The organism is Pantoea eucalypti (genome assembly GCF_009646115.1).
In the GTDB taxonomy this organism is placed as follows: domain Bacteria; phylum Pseudomonadota; class Gammaproteobacteria; order Enterobacterales; family Enterobacteriaceae; genus Pantoea; species Pantoea eucalypti.
On record NZ_CP045721.1, the window covers coordinates 442,441 to 459,811 of the forward strand.

The 17,371-nt window shown below is 54.7% G+C and carries 17 protein-coding genes and 1 riboswitch; of the genes, 7 read left to right on the forward strand and 10 right to left on the reverse strand.

The window, feature by feature from the left end; genetic code table 11:
• Positions 1-20 precede the first annotated feature (20 nt).
• Positions 21-1,106 (forward strand): DUF2817 domain-containing protein, encoded by a 1,086-nt coding sequence (locus EE896_RS20905; RefSeq protein ID WP_140915709.1) that lies wholly within the window; start codon positions 21-23, stop codon positions 1,104-1,106.
• On the opposite strand, the gene EE896_RS20910 is transcribed toward EE896_RS20905, so the two are convergent.
• Positions 1,091-1,864, reverse strand: coding sequence for a HalD/BesD family halogenase (locus EE896_RS20910; protein WP_008924677.1), 774 nt, complete (start codon positions 1,862-1,864; stop codon positions 1,091-1,093). The two genes, EE896_RS20905 and EE896_RS20910, sit on opposite strands and share 16 nt — an antisense overlap.
• A 99-nt stretch (positions 1,865-1,963) precedes the next feature.
• Between EE896_RS20910 and EE896_RS20915 the strand changes: the two genes are divergently transcribed.
• A complete protein-coding gene (locus EE896_RS20915) occupies positions 1,964-2,869 on the forward strand; it encodes a LysR substrate-binding domain-containing protein (protein WP_140915708.1) in 906 nt (301 codons plus the stop codon).
• A gap of 98 nt (positions 2,870-2,967) precedes the next feature.
• Here EE896_RS20915 and uca read toward each other — a convergent pair whose 3' ends face one another.
• From uca to EE896_RS20945, 6 genes are all read right to left on the reverse strand, one after another.
• On the reverse strand, positions 2,968-6,573 hold the full coding sequence (uca, locus tag EE896_RS20920; RefSeq protein ID WP_140915707.1) for an urea carboxylase: 3,606 nt from the start codon (positions 6,571-6,573) through the stop codon (positions 2,968-2,970).
• Positions 6,574-6,691: 118 nt separating this feature from the next.
• Positions 6,692-7,327 carry an urea amidolyase associated protein UAAP2 gene (locus EE896_RS20925; RefSeq protein WP_039661427.1) on the reverse strand — a complete coding sequence of 212 codons (636 nt, stop codon included), beginning with the start codon at positions 7,325-7,327 and terminating at the stop codon, positions 6,692-6,694.
• 10 nt (positions 7,328-7,337) lie between these two features.
• Positions 7,338-8,066, reverse strand: coding sequence for an urea amidolyase associated protein UAAP1 (locus EE896_RS20930; RefSeq protein ID WP_140915706.1), 729 nt, complete (start codon positions 8,064-8,066; stop codon positions 7,338-7,340).
• Positions 8,063-8,848, reverse strand: a complete 786-nt coding sequence (locus EE896_RS20935) for an ABC transporter ATP-binding protein (protein ID WP_008924673.1) — start codon at positions 8,846-8,848, stop codon at positions 8,063-8,065. The genes EE896_RS20930 and EE896_RS20935 overlap by 4 nt, the downstream gene beginning before the upstream one ends.
• A complete protein-coding gene (locus EE896_RS20940; RefSeq protein ID WP_140915705.1) occupies positions 8,845-9,660 on the reverse strand; it encodes an ABC transporter permease in 816 nt (271 codons plus the stop codon). Before EE896_RS20940 ends, EE896_RS20935 begins: the two co-directional genes overlap by 4 nt.
• Before the next feature lie 24 nt (positions 9,661-9,684).
• Positions 9,685-10,740, reverse strand: a complete 1,056-nt coding sequence (locus EE896_RS20945) for a putative urea ABC transporter substrate-binding protein (protein WP_008924671.1) — start codon at positions 10,738-10,740, stop codon at positions 9,685-9,687.
• Between the two features lie 60 nt (positions 10,741-10,800).
• A riboswitch (guanidine-I (ykkC/yxkD leader) is annotated at positions 10,801-10,899 on the reverse strand.
• 286 nt (positions 10,900-11,185) lie between these two features.
• Between EE896_RS20945 and EE896_RS20950 the strand changes: the two genes are divergently transcribed.
• Complete coding sequence (locus EE896_RS20950; protein ID WP_140915704.1) at positions 11,186-12,235, forward strand: ABC transporter substrate-binding protein; 1,050 nt, start codon at positions 11,186-11,188, stop codon at positions 12,233-12,235.
• Positions 12,235-12,921 (forward strand): molybdate ABC transporter substrate-binding protein, encoded by a 687-nt coding sequence (locus tag EE896_RS20955; protein WP_003855136.1) that lies wholly within the window; start codon positions 12,235-12,237, stop codon positions 12,919-12,921. The genes EE896_RS20950 and EE896_RS20955 overlap by 1 nt, the downstream gene beginning before the upstream one ends.
• Before the next feature lie 134 nt (positions 12,922-13,055).
• On the opposite strand, the gene EE896_RS20960 is transcribed toward EE896_RS20955, so the two are convergent.
• Positions 13,056-13,439, reverse strand: a complete 384-nt coding sequence (locus EE896_RS20960; RefSeq protein WP_003855134.1) for a cupin domain-containing protein — start codon at positions 13,437-13,439, stop codon at positions 13,056-13,058.
• Between the two features lie 271 nt (positions 13,440-13,710).
• Between EE896_RS20960 and EE896_RS20965 the strand changes: the two genes are divergently transcribed.
• The gene (locus EE896_RS20965) at positions 13,711-14,508 is read left to right on the forward strand and encodes a MetQ/NlpA family ABC transporter substrate-binding protein (protein ID WP_003855132.1); all 798 of its coding nucleotides are present in this window, start codon (positions 13,711-13,713) and stop codon (positions 14,506-14,508) included.
• A gap of 140 nt (positions 14,509-14,648) precedes the next feature.
• Here the strand turns inward: EE896_RS20965 and EE896_RS20970 are convergent, their stop codons facing one another.
• Positions 14,649-15,356, reverse strand: coding sequence for a phage antirepressor KilAC domain-containing protein (locus tag EE896_RS20970; protein WP_008924668.1), 708 nt, complete (start codon positions 15,354-15,356; stop codon positions 14,649-14,651).
• 388 nt (positions 15,357-15,744) lie between these two features.
• Here EE896_RS20970 and EE896_RS20975 point away from each other — a divergent pair, with 388 nt between their 5' ends.
• Both EE896_RS20975 and EE896_RS20980 read left to right on the forward strand, forming a co-directional pair.
• Positions 15,745-16,179, forward strand: coding sequence for a 6,7-dimethyl-8-ribityllumazine synthase (locus EE896_RS20975; protein WP_008924667.1), 435 nt, complete (start codon positions 15,745-15,747; stop codon positions 16,177-16,179).
• A 51-nt stretch (positions 16,180-16,230) separates the two neighbouring features.
• A complete protein-coding gene (locus tag EE896_RS20980) occupies positions 16,231-16,704 on the forward strand; it encodes a nuclear transport factor 2 family protein (RefSeq protein ID WP_008924666.1) in 474 nt (157 codons plus the stop codon).
• A 44-nt stretch (positions 16,705-16,748) separates the two neighbouring features.
• On the opposite strand, the gene EE896_RS20985 is transcribed toward EE896_RS20980, so the two are convergent.
• On the reverse strand, positions 16,749-17,144 hold the full coding sequence (locus tag EE896_RS20985) for a hypothetical protein (RefSeq protein ID WP_003855127.1): 396 nt from the start codon (positions 17,142-17,144) through the stop codon (positions 16,749-16,751).
• Positions 17,145-17,371: the final 227 nt, after the last annotated feature.

A 17,371-nucleotide genomic window follows, 5' to 3' on the forward strand; every position in this document is an offset into this window, starting at 1 on the left:
AATTCGGGAAGGTAGAGACTATGGCATTGCCCGACTACCGCGTTCAGCGTGAACGCTTTCTGGCCGCAGTGGAGCGCAAAGGTGCTGCGATAACCTCATATCGGCATCCTCTTCCGGGTCCGCAGGGCGAAGCGCTATATACGGATGTGGCACGACTGGGACCCGCCAGCGCATCGCGTCTGATGCTGGTCGTCTCTGGCACACATGGCGTTGAAGGCTATTATGGTTCGGATTGTCAGATAGCGTGGCTCAATTCGCTTGATAAAATACCTGCTGACACCGCATTGCTGCTTGTTCATCTGCTCAATCCATGGGGTGCGGCGCATTTACGGCGCGTGAACGAAGACAACATCGACCTCAACCGTAACTTTATCAACTTCAGTCAACCGGTTCCTGATAACCCGGAATATGCGCAGTGGCACGGTATTTATCATGGCGACCGTGTCAGCGCAGACCGGCAACTGGCTGAGGCGATGGACAACGTGGGCTGGCAGTCAGTTAAACGCGTGGTGGAAGCGGGACAATATACGTTTGCAGATGGCTTTTTCTTCGGCGGGCATCAGCCCGGCTGGTCTCATCTTACGATGAAGGCGATCATCGAACAGCATCTCTCGGTTGCAAAAACCATTATCAGCTTCGATCTTCATACCGGCGCTGGCGCATGGGGCCATCCGATGCTGCTCTCAATTGCAGAGCAGCGTTATGCTGCTCACGACTGGGGCAAAGTCATTTACGGGGAGTGGCTGACGTTGTTATTCACCGGTGCCGGACGTGACAGCGTAACGGGCGTGACGGCAACGGCGACCGGATATCTGTCGCAATATCTGCTGACGTCGCTGGCGGAGACGCAAATATTGCCGCTGGTCGTGGAGTGTGGAACTTACGAGGGCCAGGATATGCATCAGCGGGTGCGTGAAGATCACTGGTTGCATCTCTATGGCGAACCCGCCAGTGCGGCAGGTCAGGCAGTGAAGCAACAACTGGTAGAGGGATTCTGGCCCGCCGATGAGGACTGGCGTGCGTTAGTGGCGTTTCGTACGCAGCAGATTTTCCAGCGTGGCTGGCGTGCCCTTACAGACACGCCCCGAGGTTATAATTTGCCGTAGAAAGTCATACGCGCAGTTTCGGATAAAGCAATGTCGGGCTGGGTATTGTAGGCCAGTACCGCCAGCATCCGGGTGACCTCGCCTTCAGTTGGGGTCACCCGGTGCAGTGAATTACGGCCACGAAACAGCACCAAATCCCCGGCATCAATCTCCAGCTCATTAACCGGCTGGCGTTCATCAAGAACGGCTTCAACCCCTGCAAAGTTCATCTCACCGGCATCGGCATCCCGCAAATCTTTCACGTATTGAAATATGCCGCCCGCCAGCGGTTTCTGGACCAGCAAGGTGATAGCAAAGGAGGAGTTGTCGAAGTGCCAGCCCAGCTCCTGTCCGTGAGGCGCATAGTGCAGGTTGATCGAGGAAAGCGGGTCAGCGTAGGGATAGAGCGCGTCCTCACCCAGCACATCGCACAGAAAACGCTGGAACAGGTCATCATTATAAAGCTGACGCAACGGCGAATCGGCAGCGATCAGATCATCAGTAATACAGCCTTTGGTGCTGAGCACATCCCGATTACGCGGGTGATTGGCTGAGAAAGCCTCATCAGGCTTCATCAGATACACATTGTGTTTGCTGCGGGTATGATAGGCCAGATGACGTTGCGCATTGCCCTCTTCGATGATCGCCTCTAAAGCCTGTGGTTTTAAAAACTGACGCAGTACCAGCGCGCCAGACTGGTTTAATTGCTCACGACAGCGTTGACGCCAGCCGTGGTCGGCCAGCGGATGAAGATCGAGACGAACAAGGGAACCAGACATAGCAACATTTCTCACGATGGGCAGGTGTAATGTTACTCTACCTGTCGCCTGCCACACTGCGTAACGATAAAAATTTACTGCCCTGATAAGGAAGCGTTAATGCCTGCCCAAATGCCAAGGTTGCCAAAAATCAGCGTCATACAGTCATTCAAGGTGGCCGCCGAGCTGGGAAGCCTGGCAAAAGCCGCCGCCCAGCTGGCCTTAACGCCGGCGGCGGTCAGTCAGCAGATTCGCCAGCTGGAGGAGCAACTCGGCAGCGCCCTGTTTTTACGCACGCAGAGCGGTGTCATGCTGACCGAAACCGGAAAAGAGTATCTGCGCTATGTCACCGAGGCCTTTGATATCCTGCATCTTGGCCAGCAAAATATTCGCCATGCGGCCAGTGCACCAAAACTCACGGTTTACGCATTACCGGCGCTGGCATCCAAATGGCTTTTGCCTCAACTGTCGAGCTGGCGCGATCATTGCCCGAATATTGATCTCTCATTACATGGCACGCATTCTCAGGTCGATTTCACCGCCATGCCCGCTGATTTCGTGATCTGTTTCGGTGAAGATCGTTACCCGCAACTGGATAAGCTGAAACTGTTTCATGATGAGGTGCTGCCGGTGGCAAGTCCGGCGCTGCTGCAACGCTTTGCGCCGGAAACGGTTCTGAGTCAGGCACCGCTGATCCATCTCGACTGGGGAAATGAAGGCCGTTTTCTGCCGGACTGGCCGGGTTGGTTTCAGACCAAAGGCATGGACGAACCGCTGCCGCAGCCCGCCTTTAGTTTTAATCTGACTTCACTGGCGATTGATGCGGCTGTTGCGGGTATGGGATTGCTGCTGGGACAACGACGCCTTATCGCGCCCGAACTGGCGCGTGGCGATTTGGTGGTAGTGGATGATCTTTGCCTGCCACTGAGCAAACCCTATTTCCTCGCCTGGCCACAACGCACGATGAGCCAGCCTGGCAGTGAAGCACTGATCGGCTGGTTAAACGAACAGGCTGCAGGTCGCTGATAGCCGGTGAACGTAAATGCCTGCGCCCGCCAGAGGTAACCGCCGGCGGGCGCAGGATAGGATTGTCACACCTTTATGTCACTACGCTATAAGCATCGTTACGCATTGTCCTCAGTGATGACTGCCACGCGCTGCCCTGCACGGACTGCGCTGCCTGGCTGTACGCTGACCTGCTGAACAATACCATCGCACGGGGCCAGAAGCGGGATCTCCATCTTCATCGACTCCAGCACGACCAGGACATCCCCTTCCCGAACCCTGCTGCCCGCCGTCGCCTGTACCTGCCATAAATTGCCGGATACCGGGCTTTCAACCCCCTGCTCACCCGGCTGCAGCGGTGCATCGCCGCCTTCATCCGCCACCGTTTCCTGACTGTCGAAATGCGCCTGGCCGCTGGCTATCCAGCGATCCCGTTCAGCATTGAATGCGTTTTGCTGATGATCGCGAAACTCGCCGATACTCTCCGCTTCACGCATGAGGAAGTCCTGATACTCCGCCAGCCGCAGCGTGCTGTGCTCAATACGCAGCGGATAACGACCAAGTGGAAAATCGCGGCGAATCTGCAACAGTTCCTCCGCAGAGACCGGATAAAAATGGATCTGATCAAAGAAGCGCAATAGCCAGGGTTTGCCACCGAAATCGGCGACTTCATGATAGCGATTCCACATCTGCAGTGTGCGCCCCACAAACTGATAACCACCCGGCCCCTCCATGCCATACACACACAGGTACGCGCCGCCGATGCCAACCGAGTTTTCCGCCGTCCAGGTGCGGGCCGGATTATATTTCGTCGTCACCAGGCGATGGCGAGGATCCAGTGGCGTGGCGACTGGCGCACCCAGATAGACATCACCCAGCCCCATTACCAGATAGCTGGCGTCAAACACCGTGTTCCAGACGGCCTGCTCATCCGGCAGATCGTTTATCCGGCGGATAAACTCAAGGTTACTCGGGCACCATGGCGCGTCCGGGCGCACGGTAGTCATATATTTTTCGATGGCTTTCTGACAGGCTGGGTCGTCCCAGGAGAGCGGCAGATGCACCACGCGTGTGGGCACCTGCAGGTCATCACTCATGCAGACCGTCTCCCACTCACCCCGCACCCACGTCAGCAGTACGTCAAGCGTGAGCGTTTCCGGCTGGAAGTGGATTTGCAGCGAGCGAATTCCCGGCGTGATATCAATTATGCCGTTACGGCCCTGCGCTTCCAGCGCCTGCATTAATGCATGAATGCGAAAACGCAGCACCAGATCCAGCTCCGGCTCGCCGGCCTCCAGCAGCAGATGCGTATCGCCAGAGAGACGCGCCACCAGACGTTTATCCGCTTCGCCGCAGGTCATTACGATGGGCGACGTCAGCGGCGCAGGCTGCCACGCTGTCTCCTGTGGCTTAAGCGTTGCGAGCTCGCTGCGACGGCTCTGGGCCAGTCTCCGCGCGGTCGGGATATCCACCGCTACAAACTGCACTTTGTCACCGGCTTTGAGCTGTCCCAGTTGCCACAGATCCGCTTCAATGACCGTCACCGGACAGACAAACCCGCCGAGACTCGGGCCATCCGGCCCCAGGATTACCGGCATATCGCCGGTAAAATCGACTGCGCCGATGGCGTAAGGGTTGTCATGAATATTCGAGGGATGCAGCCCTGCCTCACCGCCGCTGTCGCGGGTCCAGATCGGCTTTGGCCCAATCAGACGCACGCCGGTGCGGCTTGAGTTAAAGTGCACTTCCCATTCTGTGGCAAAGAAGGTCGCGATATAATCCGGCGCAAAGAACTCTGGTGCACCGTGAGGGCCATAAATGACATGCAGTGTGCGTACTTTGGCGAGATCTGTGCGCAGTGCAGCGGGCAGTTCTGCGCCGTCTGGGATTGCGGCTTGCGGAGCAAGATGCAGCACGTCACCGCTACGCAGCGCACGTCCCGCGTGTCCGCCAAACTGGCCCAGAGTAAAGGTGCTTTTGCTGCCCAGATAGTCAGGCACCTGAATGCCACCACGCAGGCAGAGATAGCTTCTGACGCCCTCGGCTTTCATCGCGCCCAGCTTCAGGGTCGAGCCAGCCGGGATGGTAAATGCAGAGTCCATCGCCTGTTCAACACCATCCAGCGTAACACTCAGCGATGCGCCACAAATCACCGCCTGAATCTCTGTATTAAATTTCAGTGTGGGTCCGTTGAGAGTGATCTCCAGCGCGGCGTCACCTTCTGCATTGCCCAGTAGTCGGTTGCCGAGACGCAGAGCACGATCATCCATCGGTCCCGACGGCGGCACGCCGACCGCCCAGTATCCCAGACGTCCGGGATAATCCTGAACACTCGTCTGGGTTCCGGCACTCAGCACTTCAACCGTTGCCGCCTGATAGCTGAGTTGCTCCAGGCAGCGGGTCCAGGGTTCCCCCGCTGTGAAGGGAGAAAAAGCTAAAATCTGTAACAGATAGAGGCGGTTGGTTTCAACACCATAGAGACGGGTTTCCGCGAGTGCCTGTGCCAGGGTCGCGATGGCTTCATCGCGTGTCGGTCGCCAGGCGATGGCTTTTGCCAGCATCGGGTCGAAGAATGGCGGAACTTCGCACCCCGCCTCCACCCAGCGGTCAATGCGCAGGTTTTTACCGTCTGCCGCCGGAAAGGCGACCTCGGTTAACAGGCCAGGCGATGGCTGGAACTGGCGGCCCGGATCTTCCGCATAGATTCGTGCCTGAACGGCATGGCCCTGTGGATTCAGCGTGGCGGCTAAAGCAGTCAGTGAGGGGAGATCGCCCGCGGCCAGTTCAATCATCCACTTCACCAGATCAACGCCCCAGACCTGCTCTGTCACGCCATGTTCAACCTGCAGGCGCGTATTCACTTCGAGGAAATAGAATTGCTGCGCCGCGCTGTCATAAACAAACTCCACTGTGCCGGCGCTGCGGTAATTCACCGCTTTTCCCAGGGCGATGGCCGCCGAACACAAGGCCTCAGCCATGCCTGCGGGCAGATTCGGGGCTGGCGTCTCTTCAATCACTTTCTGATTACGTCGCTGAATCGAGCAGTCGCGGACGCCCAGCGCGATGACCTCGCCCTTGCCGTCACCAAATATCTGCACTTCAAGATGCCGGGCACGTTCGATATATTTTTCGAGAAACACCCCGGCATCGCTGAAGTTGTTCTGGCCCAGCCGCTGTACGGTTTCAAACGCATCTGACAGCGCCTGCGCATCACGACAGACGCGCATACCAATGCCGCCGCCGCCCGCTGTGCTTTTGAGCATCACCGGATAGCCAACACTCTCTGCGGCATGATGCGCTTCGCTGACATCTGCCAGTAATTCACTGCCTTCCAGCAACGGCACGCCTTCTGCTCTCGCCAGTTCGCGGGCGGTGTGCTTCAGGCCAAACGTCCGCAGCTGCTGAGGCGCAGGACCGACAAAAATCAGTCCCGCAGCTTCACACGCTTCGGCGAAGGCGGCGTTTTCTGACAGGAAACCGTAGCCAGGATGAATCGCTTTGGCCCCGCTTTGCTTCGCGGCGGCGATAATTTTATCCGTCAACAGATAAGTTTGTGCGGCAGGCCCCTCGCCCAGGCTCAGCGCCACATCGGCTTCGCGGATATGTAAACTGCTCAGGTCAGCTTCGGAGTAAACAGCAACGCCTTTCACCTGCATGGCACGCAGCGTGCGCAGAATACGACAGGCGATAGCACCGCGATTGGCAATCAGTAAGGTATCAAACATAAGCGAACTCTCAGGGATGCGGGTCGTCCCGCAACATTCGATATTCCCTGGGGCCGTCCCCGGGGCTGACTGGCTCAAAACGTGCGGCCGGCAATATGCTCAGCCTCAGCAGGCTGGCTTAGTTCCAGACCAGCACTTCGGCGGGTGTCGGGTTCCAGCCGTTGCAGGGGTTGTTCAGCTGCGGACAGTTGGAGATCAGCACCATCACGTTACACGCCGCCACCAGTTCAACGTATTTGCCGGGCGCAGATAACCCATCCTCAAACGTCAGGCCGCCTTCGGGTGTCACCGGAACGTTCATAAAAAAGTTGATGTTGGCGCCGATATCGCGCTTATGCAGACGACCATCGTGCAGGCAGGCGCAAAGGAAATTATCCCGACAGCTGTGCATATAGCGCTTATCCTGGGCATAGCGCACAGTGTTGCTCTCCTGCGAGCAGGCACCGCCGAGGGTATCGTGGCGACCACAGGTATCAGCAACGATCGTCAGCAGCGGATTACCCAGATTTGAATAGAGTACGCTGCCGGTAGTCAGATAGACTTTTCCCTGACGACGCAGAGTGCGCTGAGGATCGTAGCGTTCCCGCGGGTTATCAGTGTTATAGAAAAGAGTATCAATCGCCTGATTGCCTTCGAGATCGAGCAGGCGCAGCGTTTGCCCTTTTTTCACTTCAAACAACCACGGCTCGCCTGCCGGGATCTCGTGGCGATAGACAGCATCTTCAGGACGACGATCAGAGTGGATTAGTGTCATCGCAGCCTCCTTACAGGGCAAAAAATTGGGTATTTTGAAATGCGCGCTGGTTTTCACCGCGAGTGACCATTGCTTTGCTCACAGTCTGCATATCGTCAGCCTGATACCAGCTCAGCTGGACCGGGCGCGGAAGATAGTCCGTGGCGGGATCCTGCGGATGTGGCACCGCCGTCAGCACCATCAGCACGTCCATCGGCGCATAGAGTTCGACGAAGTCGCCTGCCTGGCTGTTGCGCGCGCTGAACCGAACGCGGCCCTCTTCATCCACTGTGACCTTGCTGAAAAAGTTGACGACCATCAGCAGGTCTTCCAGGCCCAGATCCCATTTGCCCATTTCCACCAGCAGATTATCTGTACCGTTGCGATAGAAGCCGTTGCGCAATTCCTGGTAGCGGCCTGTTCCATACTTATCCTGTGTTTCAGCCGCGTTGAGTACGCCGCCAAACGGGTCGTGCCAGCCACAGCTATCCGCGACGATTGCAGCCATCACACGTCCCATGTCTGAATAGAAACAGTGACCGGTGGTCAGGTGCGCGGTGTGCTGACCTTTCAGGGTATCAGGCAGATTCAGCCGTTCACTTTTCTCGTGCGGATTGAGCATCATCATGCTGACGTTCGCGCCGCCCTCGATGTCGGTCAGGCGCAGAATCTGCCCTTTACGCAGAATCAGCGAGGTATGCGCTCCGCCTGGCAGCAGCTCTTCGCGCAGGCTCGGGGCTGAATGAAAAAGTTCTGTCATTGAGCGATCTCCTTAAGGGGATAAATGTTGTTTTTGCTGCCGGTGGCCAACTGAGAGAGGCGCGTTTCATTGAGCGGGATGTCATAAGTGATACGCGCGCCCCATGCATTGGGGGCCTGTGGATCGATTCGCACTTTGTCGAACACCAGCAGCCTGGTACCCAGATTGAAGCCTTCGGCCAGATCGTGCGTGACCATAAACACCGTCATTCGGGTTTCGCTCCAGAGCTGCAGCAGCAGTGCATGCATATCTTTGCGAATGCCGGGATCCAGTGCGCCAAACGGCTCATCCAGCAGCAGCACGCGCGGCTGCATCACAAATGCCTGAGCAATCGCCAGTCGCTGCTGCATTCCGCCGGAAAGCTGAGCCGGATATTTATCCAGTGAATGGCCCAGACCGACTTTCTCCAGCATCTGTTTTGCCTGTTCACGGGCCTGACGTTTCCCTGCGCCAAAAAGCCGCCCGGTAAAAGGTGAAGCCGGAAGTTCGAGGCCAATGGCGACGTTATCCAGCACGTTGAGATGGGGGAAAACCGAATAGCGTTGAAACACCACGCCACGGCTGCGATCGGGCTCCGCGGAAAGCTGCTCGCCATCCAGCGTGATCGACCCTCGCGTTGGTTTTTCCTGACCAAGCAGCAGGCGTAAAAATGTCGACTTACCGCAGCCGGAAGCGCCCACCAGCGAGCAGAACTCACCCTCTTTCACCTGCAGATTGATGCGTTCCAGCACCACGTGGTCGCCATACTCCTGCCAGATATTTTTGATATCGATAAAACTCATTCCCGGCCTCCTTCCGCCCAGGGGAAACAGGCTTTGTGCAGCTGACGCAGCGCGAGATCCATCAACCACGCCAGCAGCGTGATCCAGATGACATACGGAATAATGACATCCATCGCCATATAGCGGCGGACCAGGAAAATGCGGTATCCCAGCCCGGCGGTCGCGGAAATGGCCTCAGCGGAGATCAAAAAGAGCCACGCGGATCCCAGCAGCAGACGCAGTGAGGTGATCAGCCGTGATAAGAGTTGCGGCAGCACGACCCGCAGCACCACCGTCCAGCTGTTCGCCCCCAGGGTTTGTGCTTTAATAAACAGCTCCGCGGGGATTTCCCTGGCCCGGTGTTCCAGATCGCGCGCCAGCATGGGTGTAATGCCGATAACGATCAGCATTACTTTTGACAGCTCATCCAGCCCGAAGACGATAAACAACATCGGCAGCAGCGCCAGCGGCGGGATCATCGACACGACGGTCATGAACGGTGACAGCGCCGCGCGGGTCATCGGGAAAACGCCCGCCGCAATCCCGATGCAGAGACCAATGAGCGACGAGATCGCCAGGCCTGTCAGTAAACGACTTAAACTAATCCATGTATCCACCCACAGCAGATACTCCCCGCTGCGCTTGTCCGGGGTAAACGCCATCCGGTCTATGGCCGCAATCATCTGCGACAGGCCGGGCAGCAGTTTGTCCTGAGGATTCGCTTCCAGACGCACCGCCGAACTGATAAACCAGACGGCGATTAGCAATACAAAAGGTAACAGCATCAGCGTCAGGCGTATTCCCTGCCGGGGATAGCGGTTGATGTGGCGCATGGCAAAAACTCCTGATATCGGTGATTACAGCTTGCCCGCGGCGGCCATCTTCAGATAGCTGTCGTCGAAGCGCAGTTTGATGTTTGCTGTATCACCGACGGTGATGTTGCCGGGGAAGCTCATGCCGATGAAGTCGGCACTTTGTGCGCCCTCGCCCAGTAATCCCTTATCAAAGGAGAATGCGGCGACGCGCTGCATGGTTTTCGCCAGATCGGGAGAAGAGACAAATGTCTCGGTTTCGGCAGGCGTCCAGAACAGATGGGTGGTTTTCAGCTGCGCCTTGTATCCGGCGAGGTCAGTACCGGAATCGGCGGCCATTGCACTCAGCGCCTGCGTATCTCCAGACTGCATTTTCGCCATCATCTCAAACCAGGCGCCGGTCAGCGCCTTGCCTAGCGCGGGGTTGTCTTTCAGGGTGTCGGTATTGACTACCATCATATCAATCAATTCGCCCGGCACGGCCGAGGAGCTGAACACTTCAGTGGTTTGCGGCGTTTTCTTGATCACCGAGAGCTGCGGGTTCCAGGCCACGGCGGCTTTGACGTTGCTGGTGCCGAAAGCTGAAACGATATCTGCATCGGAGGTGTTCACAACTTTGACATCTTTCTCCTGCAGTCCGGCTTTTTCCAGCCCGCGAACCAGCAGGTAATGCGACACCGACAGCGCAGGAAGATAGACTGACATTCCTTTCAGATCGCTGAGTTTCTTATTTTCCCCTTTCAGCACCACACCGTCGTTGCCATCGGAATAGCTGCCGGTGATCAGCGCCGTCGAGTCAACGCCACCTGCCGCAGGAATGGTCAGCGCATCCATGTTCGTCATGGTGCAACCATCAAACTGTCCTGCGGTGTACTGGTTAATTGACTCGATATAATCGTTGAGCTGGGTGATATGAATTTTAATGCCATATTTGCTGGCCCATTTATCAATGATCTTCTCATTGCTGATGGTGCCCCACGGCATCCAGCCTGCGTAAATGGTCCAGCAGATGTTGAACTCTTTTTTGACTGCGGCGGAAGACGGCGCGCTGACCAGCAGCGCCAGAGACATAACAAGCGTCAGGAGTGGTGATTTCTTCATGGTTGACCTCTGGTTGGCACAAAAAAACGGGAGCAGCGCAAGACACCAGATGGTGCCGCTGTCTCCCGGGCTTTTGTCCCGCCGTGTAACCTCGCAGAGGTCGCCAGCTCTCGGACCAGCCATTCACCTGCGTGAACCGGAACCCTAGCCAGCTATTTCAATCAATTGTGTCTGACGCTGCTTACTGCTAAGAGTCAGGCAAATGGCGTGCCAGAAATTAAATACTGAAATATCAGCAAAATAGACGAGACAAAATCTATGAGGCACCGCGATGGTGAGCCAGTAACGGGCGTTGCACATAATCAGTGCTGAGATGAAAGGCACAATAAAATTTTGACGTACGCCCTTTTGATTATTCCTTCAAAATATGAGGAGTAACCCAGACGGTGACGTCTGCTACGTATCGCTATATAATTATCTGTATAACGATTTTCGAGGAGAGTTAATGAAGCGCTTCTGGCAGGCATGCACACTGAGTTTACTTATACTCCTTCCACTCTCTTCTCATGCGTCACGCCAGATAACCGATCAGACTGGCCGTCAGGTCACGATTCCAGACCATGTTGATCGCGTCGTGGTGCTTCAGCATCAGACGCTGAATCTGCTGGTGCAGATGAACGCCACGGATAAAATTGTGGGTGTAATGGCGAACTGGAAGCAGCAGCTTGGCGATAGCTATGCCCGTCTGGCACCCGAGCTAAACCAGAAAACCACGCTGGGCGATCTGACGCATGTCGATCCCGAAAAACTGGTGGCGCTGCATCCGCAGGTGGTTTTTGTCACCAACTATGCGCCGCATGAGATGATCGACAGCATTACTGCACTGGGCATTCCGGTGGTTGCTATCTCGCTGCGTCATGACCAGCCGGGAGAAAAGGCCAAAATGAATCCGACCCTCAGCGATGAGGAGATAGCCTATGACAAAGGGCTGCGGGAAGGTATTACGCTTATCGGCGAGATCATCAATAAACCTGAAGAAGCGAAAGCACTGATTGAGGCTACCGATCAGGGCCGCAAAATCGTCAGCGGTCGCCTCCGGGATATTCCGGCGGATAAACGTATTCGCGCTTATATGGCTAATCCGGATCTCACCACCTACGGCTCCGGCAAGTATACCGGGCTGATGATGCTGCATGCTGGGGCGGTCAACGTCGCTGCGGCGACCGTAAAAGGTTTTAAAACCGTGTCTATGGAGCAGGTGATCGCCTGGAATCCACAGGTGATTTTTGTGCAGGATCGTTATCCCTCAGTCGTCAATGAAATCAACAGTTCACCGCAATGGCAGACGATTGACGCAGTCAAACATCATCGCGTTTATTTAATGCCGGATTACGCCAAAGCCTGGGGCTACCCAATGCCTGAAGCGATGGGGCTCGGCGAATTGTGGATGGCAAAAAAACTCTATCCGCAGAAGTTTACAGATATAAACATGAATAAGCTGGCTAACAGGTGGTATCAACGCTTCTATCGCACCACTTATCAGGGACCAGAGTGATGCGCGTACTGGCGGCGGGTAGCCTGAAAACGGTCTGGCCTGCAATGATGGCGCACTTCCCTCATCCTGTCGAAACCCACTTTGGTCCTGCCGGCTTGCTCCGCGAACGGATCGAGGCGGGTGAGCGCTGTGACCTCTTTGCTTCAGCCAGTGAGGAGCATCCACAGAGGCTGCTGGCTGCCGGGCGAGCTCTGGCGCTGATGTCGTTTGCGACCAATAAGCTCTGCCTCACGGTGCGCAGTGATTGCATTCAGGCGGGTGATGACTGGTATCAGCTGCTCACACGAGACTCGCTGCGAATCGCAACCTCTACGCCATTAGCCGATCCTTCAGGCGATTATGCTCAGGTTCTTTTTGCCCGGATGGGCCCGGCCGGAGAGGCCGTGCGCCAGCGCGCACAAACGGTGGTGGGCGGACGTGACTCAGCAGTCATTCCCGCAGGCAAGCTGGCGGCGGAGTGGATTATCCAGAGTGATCAGGCGGATCTGTTTATCGGCTACGCCAGCTATCGAAAAGCCCTGAGCCAGATTGCCGGCCTGCGGGTAATTGATATCCCCGAGGCTTTTAATCCTGTTGCGCGTTATGCCTGTGCCGTAATCACGTCTGAGGCAGGACAACTGGCTGCATTTTTAAGATCGGAACCGGCAAAAGCAGTACTTCGGGAAGCGGGGTTTGGTTGTGATTGAAAGACCCCTATTGTTCGCAACCTGGAGCCTTGTCACTTTCACTTCAGGCGTGTAAGCAATCGCGAAGGCGAAATGGATTCGGTCTGCAGAGTGGCAGCATGGCAGTATTTTACGTTGCCGTGCTGCTTCAGGATTTAAAATTCCGCTGGCTCACCCGGCAATGGCTCGGTTAACTCCTGCCCTTTTACACCCGCATAGGTAATCACCAGTTCAGCTGGCTCATTCAGGGTATAGCCCCGATGCGCACTATTAACCGTCTCATTGAGGGCTTCACCTGCATGGAAAGTTCGTTGCTCACCGCTCTCTTTATCTTCCACGATCAGTGTGCCGGAAAGAATAAACGCCGCATTTGGCATGGGATGGGTGTGCCAGGGCAATGACGTGTGGGCAGGCAGTGACAGCCGCATGACGGTCAGTTCTGGTTCGCCAGCAGGATAGGCTTCGATAACTTCACCGTTCCACGCCTGACTGCTGCGCATCACTTCAACTGCGTTGATCCCGCTATCTTGCTTTGACATGGTTAATCCCTGTTAATAATCAATAAAATGCCAGTAACGACCCATGACTAAGCGTAGAAGAAAATCACATGGCTGCGTAATACGCGGGCACACAGAAGATTTCATCCAGCAAAATCAGTAATCCAGGCAACCCATTATTGAAAGGTAAGAAGCTGGTCAATTTATGTTCGAATTACGCGTTGTGGTTATAAGATATATTCCGGCGTCAGTACGCAACCTGTGATTTCTGTATTATCTTTGATTCCATCTACTACCTGAGGGATTTCTGATAATGAAAGGTCTGTTTACGGCATTACTTGCCAGTTCTGTTTTATTATTGTCCGCCTGCTCAAAAGATGACGATAACAAAGTTAAAGTCGCGATCAATACCGGCCCGGACGAAGCGATCTGGCAGGTGGTACAGCAGGTTGCTAAAGATAAATACAAACTTGATGTTGAAGTGCTTAACTTCAATGATTATGTGCTGCCAAATGAAGCGCTGAATAACAAAGAAGTCGATGCCAATGCGTTCCAGAGCCTGCCGTATCTTGAGTCTCAGTCTAAAGAGCGCGGCTATAAATTTGCTGTAGTCGGCAAGACATTCGTTTTCCCGATTGCGGCTTATTCGCACAAAATCAAAAACATCAGTGAACTACAGAATGGCGCCACGATCACCATTTCTAATGAAGCCACTACGCTGGGACGCAGCCTGCTGCTTCTGCAGGCGCAGGGCCTGATTAAACTGAAAGACGGAGTGGGATATTTACCGACTTCGCTGGATATCGTCGAAAACCCAAAAAATCTGAAGCTGGTTGAGGTGGACACGCCCCAGCTGACCCGCACGTTAGATGATCCCAATGTAAGCCTGTCGATTATCAATACTAACTTCTCGGCTCAGGCTGGATTATCAGCACACCGCGATGGCTTATTCATGGAGAGTGCCTCATCGCCTTACGTGAATGCACTGGTATCTCGTGAAGATAATAAAGACAGCGATAAAATTCAGAAGTTAAAGGCTGCGCTGCAGTCACCTGAAGTCGCGGCAAAAGCAGAAGAAGTTTATAAAGGTGATGCGATTAAAGGCTGGTAATTCATCCTGCAATCCATAACGTCGAAAAAGGCCGCACTCTGTCGCGGCCTTTTTTGTCTCTGTATTTCAAGCCAGGCTTCAGTTATCGGTACATTTTATATATTTGTCCCTCTGCTCCGCCTGCTAAATCAAAGGCGCGGTTATGCGGCTGCGCCTTTAAGTTGAGCAGAAAGATGACCTGCCCAAAGGCTGGCGACCCATTTCACCCCTTTCGACGTAAAGCGAGCCTGAGAGAACGCGTGCTGGTTTTCGCCCGTGCCGGAGTGCAGCGTAAAATAGCCCGCCTGAAGATGGTAGTGCTGCGGGGTAAGTGTTCCCCTGGCACGATACATGATGTTTCGCTCCAGCAGGAACTGGCGGAACGCGGGTTCTTTCACTTTTAACATTTTGCAGAGCTGACGAAAGCCAAGACTCTCATCAACCTCAACGAAATTATCGAAGAACGCTGCCTTGGGTGCTGAGAGAGCCAGTTGCTGCTCAGCCGCCTGACGCTGTTCGAATTGCTCGGCCCAGGCGCGAGCCGCTTCAGCCGGGTTAGTGAAGTCAGGGAGATGTGAGGTTTTTTCGCGATCCTGCCAGCGATCCAGCACCTCAGCTGTGAAGCCTGGCGACAGGCGTGCCACGGCCAGCAGCGAGTCTCGCTTGTTGAGACGGTACTCCTGACGCACTTCCCCTTCCCGCTCATATTCATTCACGCTAAGTGGCTGGGAGAGACGCGCGGCCGTCTCCAGACTTTTGATTAAACGCTTCACTTCTCCATGTGTGATACCGGTCATCTGAGCCAGCTCACGACTGCTCATTGTGACCGATTGTTCCAGAGACCTGAGGCTTTCAGTCGATATCATCATGGATTCACCCCTCACTATCGCTTCCAATACCCGGCGGGCAGTCCATTTATTATACAAATACCTGTTCGGATATCCAGTATTTTATTTAAACAATTCCGTCACTGGAAGCGGTTACGCAGATCAGGCAATAAGAGGTGGGTGTTGAACGGATAAGTGCGATGGCGTTGAGATTGTCAGCGCGTTATCCGCCTTTGCTGCAGCATATGAGGGTAATTTTCCCTTTGGTTATTTACATATAATCACAATGGTGGACACAGAATCTTTACATTACAGTATAGTGATGATTGTCAGCAGGTTAGTTGCCTGCCAGACTCACTATTTTGATTCGGGGTGCAGGGGCGCAAGCTGGCTCGTTACCACTGGATGTCACCTATAAATGGAGAAAGTCATGCAGCCGTTGAAAGTCGCCTTTATTAAAGCCAACTGGCACAGCGAAATCGTTTCGCAGGTTCTGACAGGATTTGAACAGGAACTGGAGAGCCGTGGGACCTCATACGAAATGAAAACCTGGGATGTGCCAGGGGCTTTTGAAATGCCGTTACTGGCGCAACGCCTTGCGCAGACCGGCAATTTTGATGCCATTGTCTGTGCAGCACTGGTGGTAGATGGTGGCATCTATCGTCATGATTTTGTCGCCCAGGCCGTGGTCAGTGGTCTGATGCAGGCGCAGCTGGCAACCAATGTGCCGGTTTTCTCCGTTTCCCTTACGCCACATAATTTCCAGCCTTCAGCCGAGTTTATCGACTTCTATACACAGCACTTCGTGAAAAAGGGTCAGGAAGCGGCACGTGCTGTCTGCCAGATTCACGCTCTCGAACTCTGATCATCCCGAATAATGATGGGGCTGCAGCCTGCGCGATAAAAGGAAACAACATTGGAAAATTCACGTCCGCCTCTACCGCCCTTTACCCGGCCTGAACAGGCAATTGAAAAAGTCCGTCTGGCCGAGGATGGCTGGAACAGCCGTGATGCTGAGCGGGTCTCTCTGGCCTATTCAGCGGATAGCCAATGGCGTAATCGCGATACCTTCCTGACCGGCCGGGCAGAAATTGTCGCTTTCCTTCAGCAAAAATGGCAGCGGGAGCAGGAATATCGGCTGATTAAGGAGCTGTGGAGTTTTGACCAGAACCGGATTGCGGTTCGGTTTGCTTATGAATGGCATGACGAGCAGCGTCAGTGGTATCGCTCCTATGGCAACGAGAACTGGGCCTTTGACGAGCAGGGATTAATGATGCAGCGCTTTGCCAGCATCAACGATCTTAAAATCGATGAAAAACAGCGATTGTTTCACTGGCCACAGGGGCGGCGTCCGGACGACCACCCCTCGTTGAGTGAGCTCGGTTTATAGTGTGAACGTACCAGCGGAGAGCGCGGCTCTCCGCCGTCATCAAATCAGCCCTGCACACCCTTATTTTCGACAAAGGTGGCTTTGCTGTTTGTAACCGTGTAAGCCACTTTTTTGACATCCTCAGGTGACGTGGTCACTTCTACAGGTGCGATTGTCACTCGACCCATACCAAACAGGGTTGGCACATAGCCGCCAATCTGGTGCTTTCCGGCAGGAACGTGCAGCAGCATGCTTTCGCCATTAGGTAATCTGCCGGCGTCTTTGCCATCTACGGTCAGGAACACACTGGAGCCATCATCTGCACGGGTCTTGATGTGTGAGACATCAATCTGCGTCGGACCAGCCGCAAATTCATCTGGCGCATCGCTGGCGGCATGTTTCGCACAACCAGTCAGTACAGCCGCAACCGTTACCACGGCGAGAGTAAAACGATAACGCATGGGACACTCTTTCTCCTGATCATCAGAACCCGCTATTTTAACGATTTGCCGGGTGGATGTAAGGGGTTAAGCAGTCAGCATGCTCTTAAAAAGGTAACAGGAGATCCGTTCCCGGTATATTTGCGTAAAGAATCTTTACTGAATAAATACACAGTTCTTTTCAAACGGTCCTGGACACTTTTAACTCTCTGATCATCATGAATTTACCGTCAGAATAATTACGAATA

What these genes read in the sequence shown, in the direction of transcription:
- EE896_RS20960 (WP_003855134.1), bottom strand. Translation starts at nt 13,439, where the DNA reads ATGTCAAAGCAAGATAGCGGGATCAACGCAGTTGAAGTGATGCGCAGC.
- EE896_RS20955 (WP_003855136.1), top strand. Translation starts at nt 12,235, where the DNA reads ATGCGCGTACTGGCGGCGGGTAGCCTGAAAACGGTCTGGCCTGCAATG.
- EE896_RS20970 (WP_008924668.1), bottom strand. Translation starts at nt 15,356, where the DNA reads ATGATGATATCGACTGAAAGCCTCAGGTCTCTGGAACAATCGGTCACA.
- EE896_RS20985 (WP_003855127.1), bottom strand. Translation starts at nt 17,144, where the DNA reads ATGCGTTATCGTTTTACTCTCGCCGTGGTAACGGTTGCGGCTGTACTG.
- EE896_RS20915 (WP_140915708.1), top strand. Translation starts at nt 1,964, where the DNA reads ATGCCTGCCCAAATGCCAAGGTTGCCAAAAATCAGCGTCATACAGTCA.
- EE896_RS20940 (WP_140915705.1), bottom strand. Translation starts at nt 9,660, where the DNA reads ATGCGCCACATCAACCGCTATCCCCGGCAGGGAATACGCCTGACGCTG.
- EE896_RS20930 (WP_140915706.1), bottom strand. Translation starts at nt 8,066, where the DNA reads ATGACAGAACTTTTTCATTCAGCCCCGAGCCTGCGCGAAGAGCTGCTG.
- EE896_RS20950 (WP_140915704.1), top strand. Translation starts at nt 11,186, where the DNA reads ATGAAGCGCTTCTGGCAGGCATGCACACTGAGTTTACTTATACTCCTT.
- EE896_RS20910 (WP_008924677.1), bottom strand. Translation starts at nt 1,864, where the DNA reads ATGTCTGGTTCCCTTGTTCGTCTCGATCTTCATCCGCTGGCCGACCAC.
- EE896_RS20935 (WP_008924673.1), bottom strand. Translation starts at nt 8,848, where the DNA reads ATGAGTTTTATCGATATCAAAAATATCTGGCAGGAGTATGGCGACCAC.
- uca (WP_140915707.1), bottom strand. Translation starts at nt 6,573, where the DNA reads ATGTTTGATACCTTACTGATTGCCAATCGCGGTGCTATCGCCTGTCGT.
- EE896_RS20945 (WP_008924671.1), bottom strand. Translation starts at nt 10,740, where the DNA reads ATGAAGAAATCACCACTCCTGACGCTTGTTATGTCTCTGGCGCTGCTG.
- EE896_RS20965 (WP_003855132.1), top strand. Translation starts at nt 13,711, where the DNA reads ATGAAAGGTCTGTTTACGGCATTACTTGCCAGTTCTGTTTTATTATTG.
- EE896_RS20975 (WP_008924667.1), top strand. Translation starts at nt 15,745, where the DNA reads ATGCAGCCGTTGAAAGTCGCCTTTATTAAAGCCAACTGGCACAGCGAA.
- EE896_RS20925 (WP_039661427.1), bottom strand. Translation starts at nt 7,327, where the DNA reads ATGACACTAATCCACTCTGATCGTCGTCCTGAAGATGCTGTCTATCGC.
- EE896_RS20905 (WP_140915709.1), top strand. Translation starts at nt 21, where the DNA reads ATGGCATTGCCCGACTACCGCGTTCAGCGTGAACGCTTTCTGGCCGCA.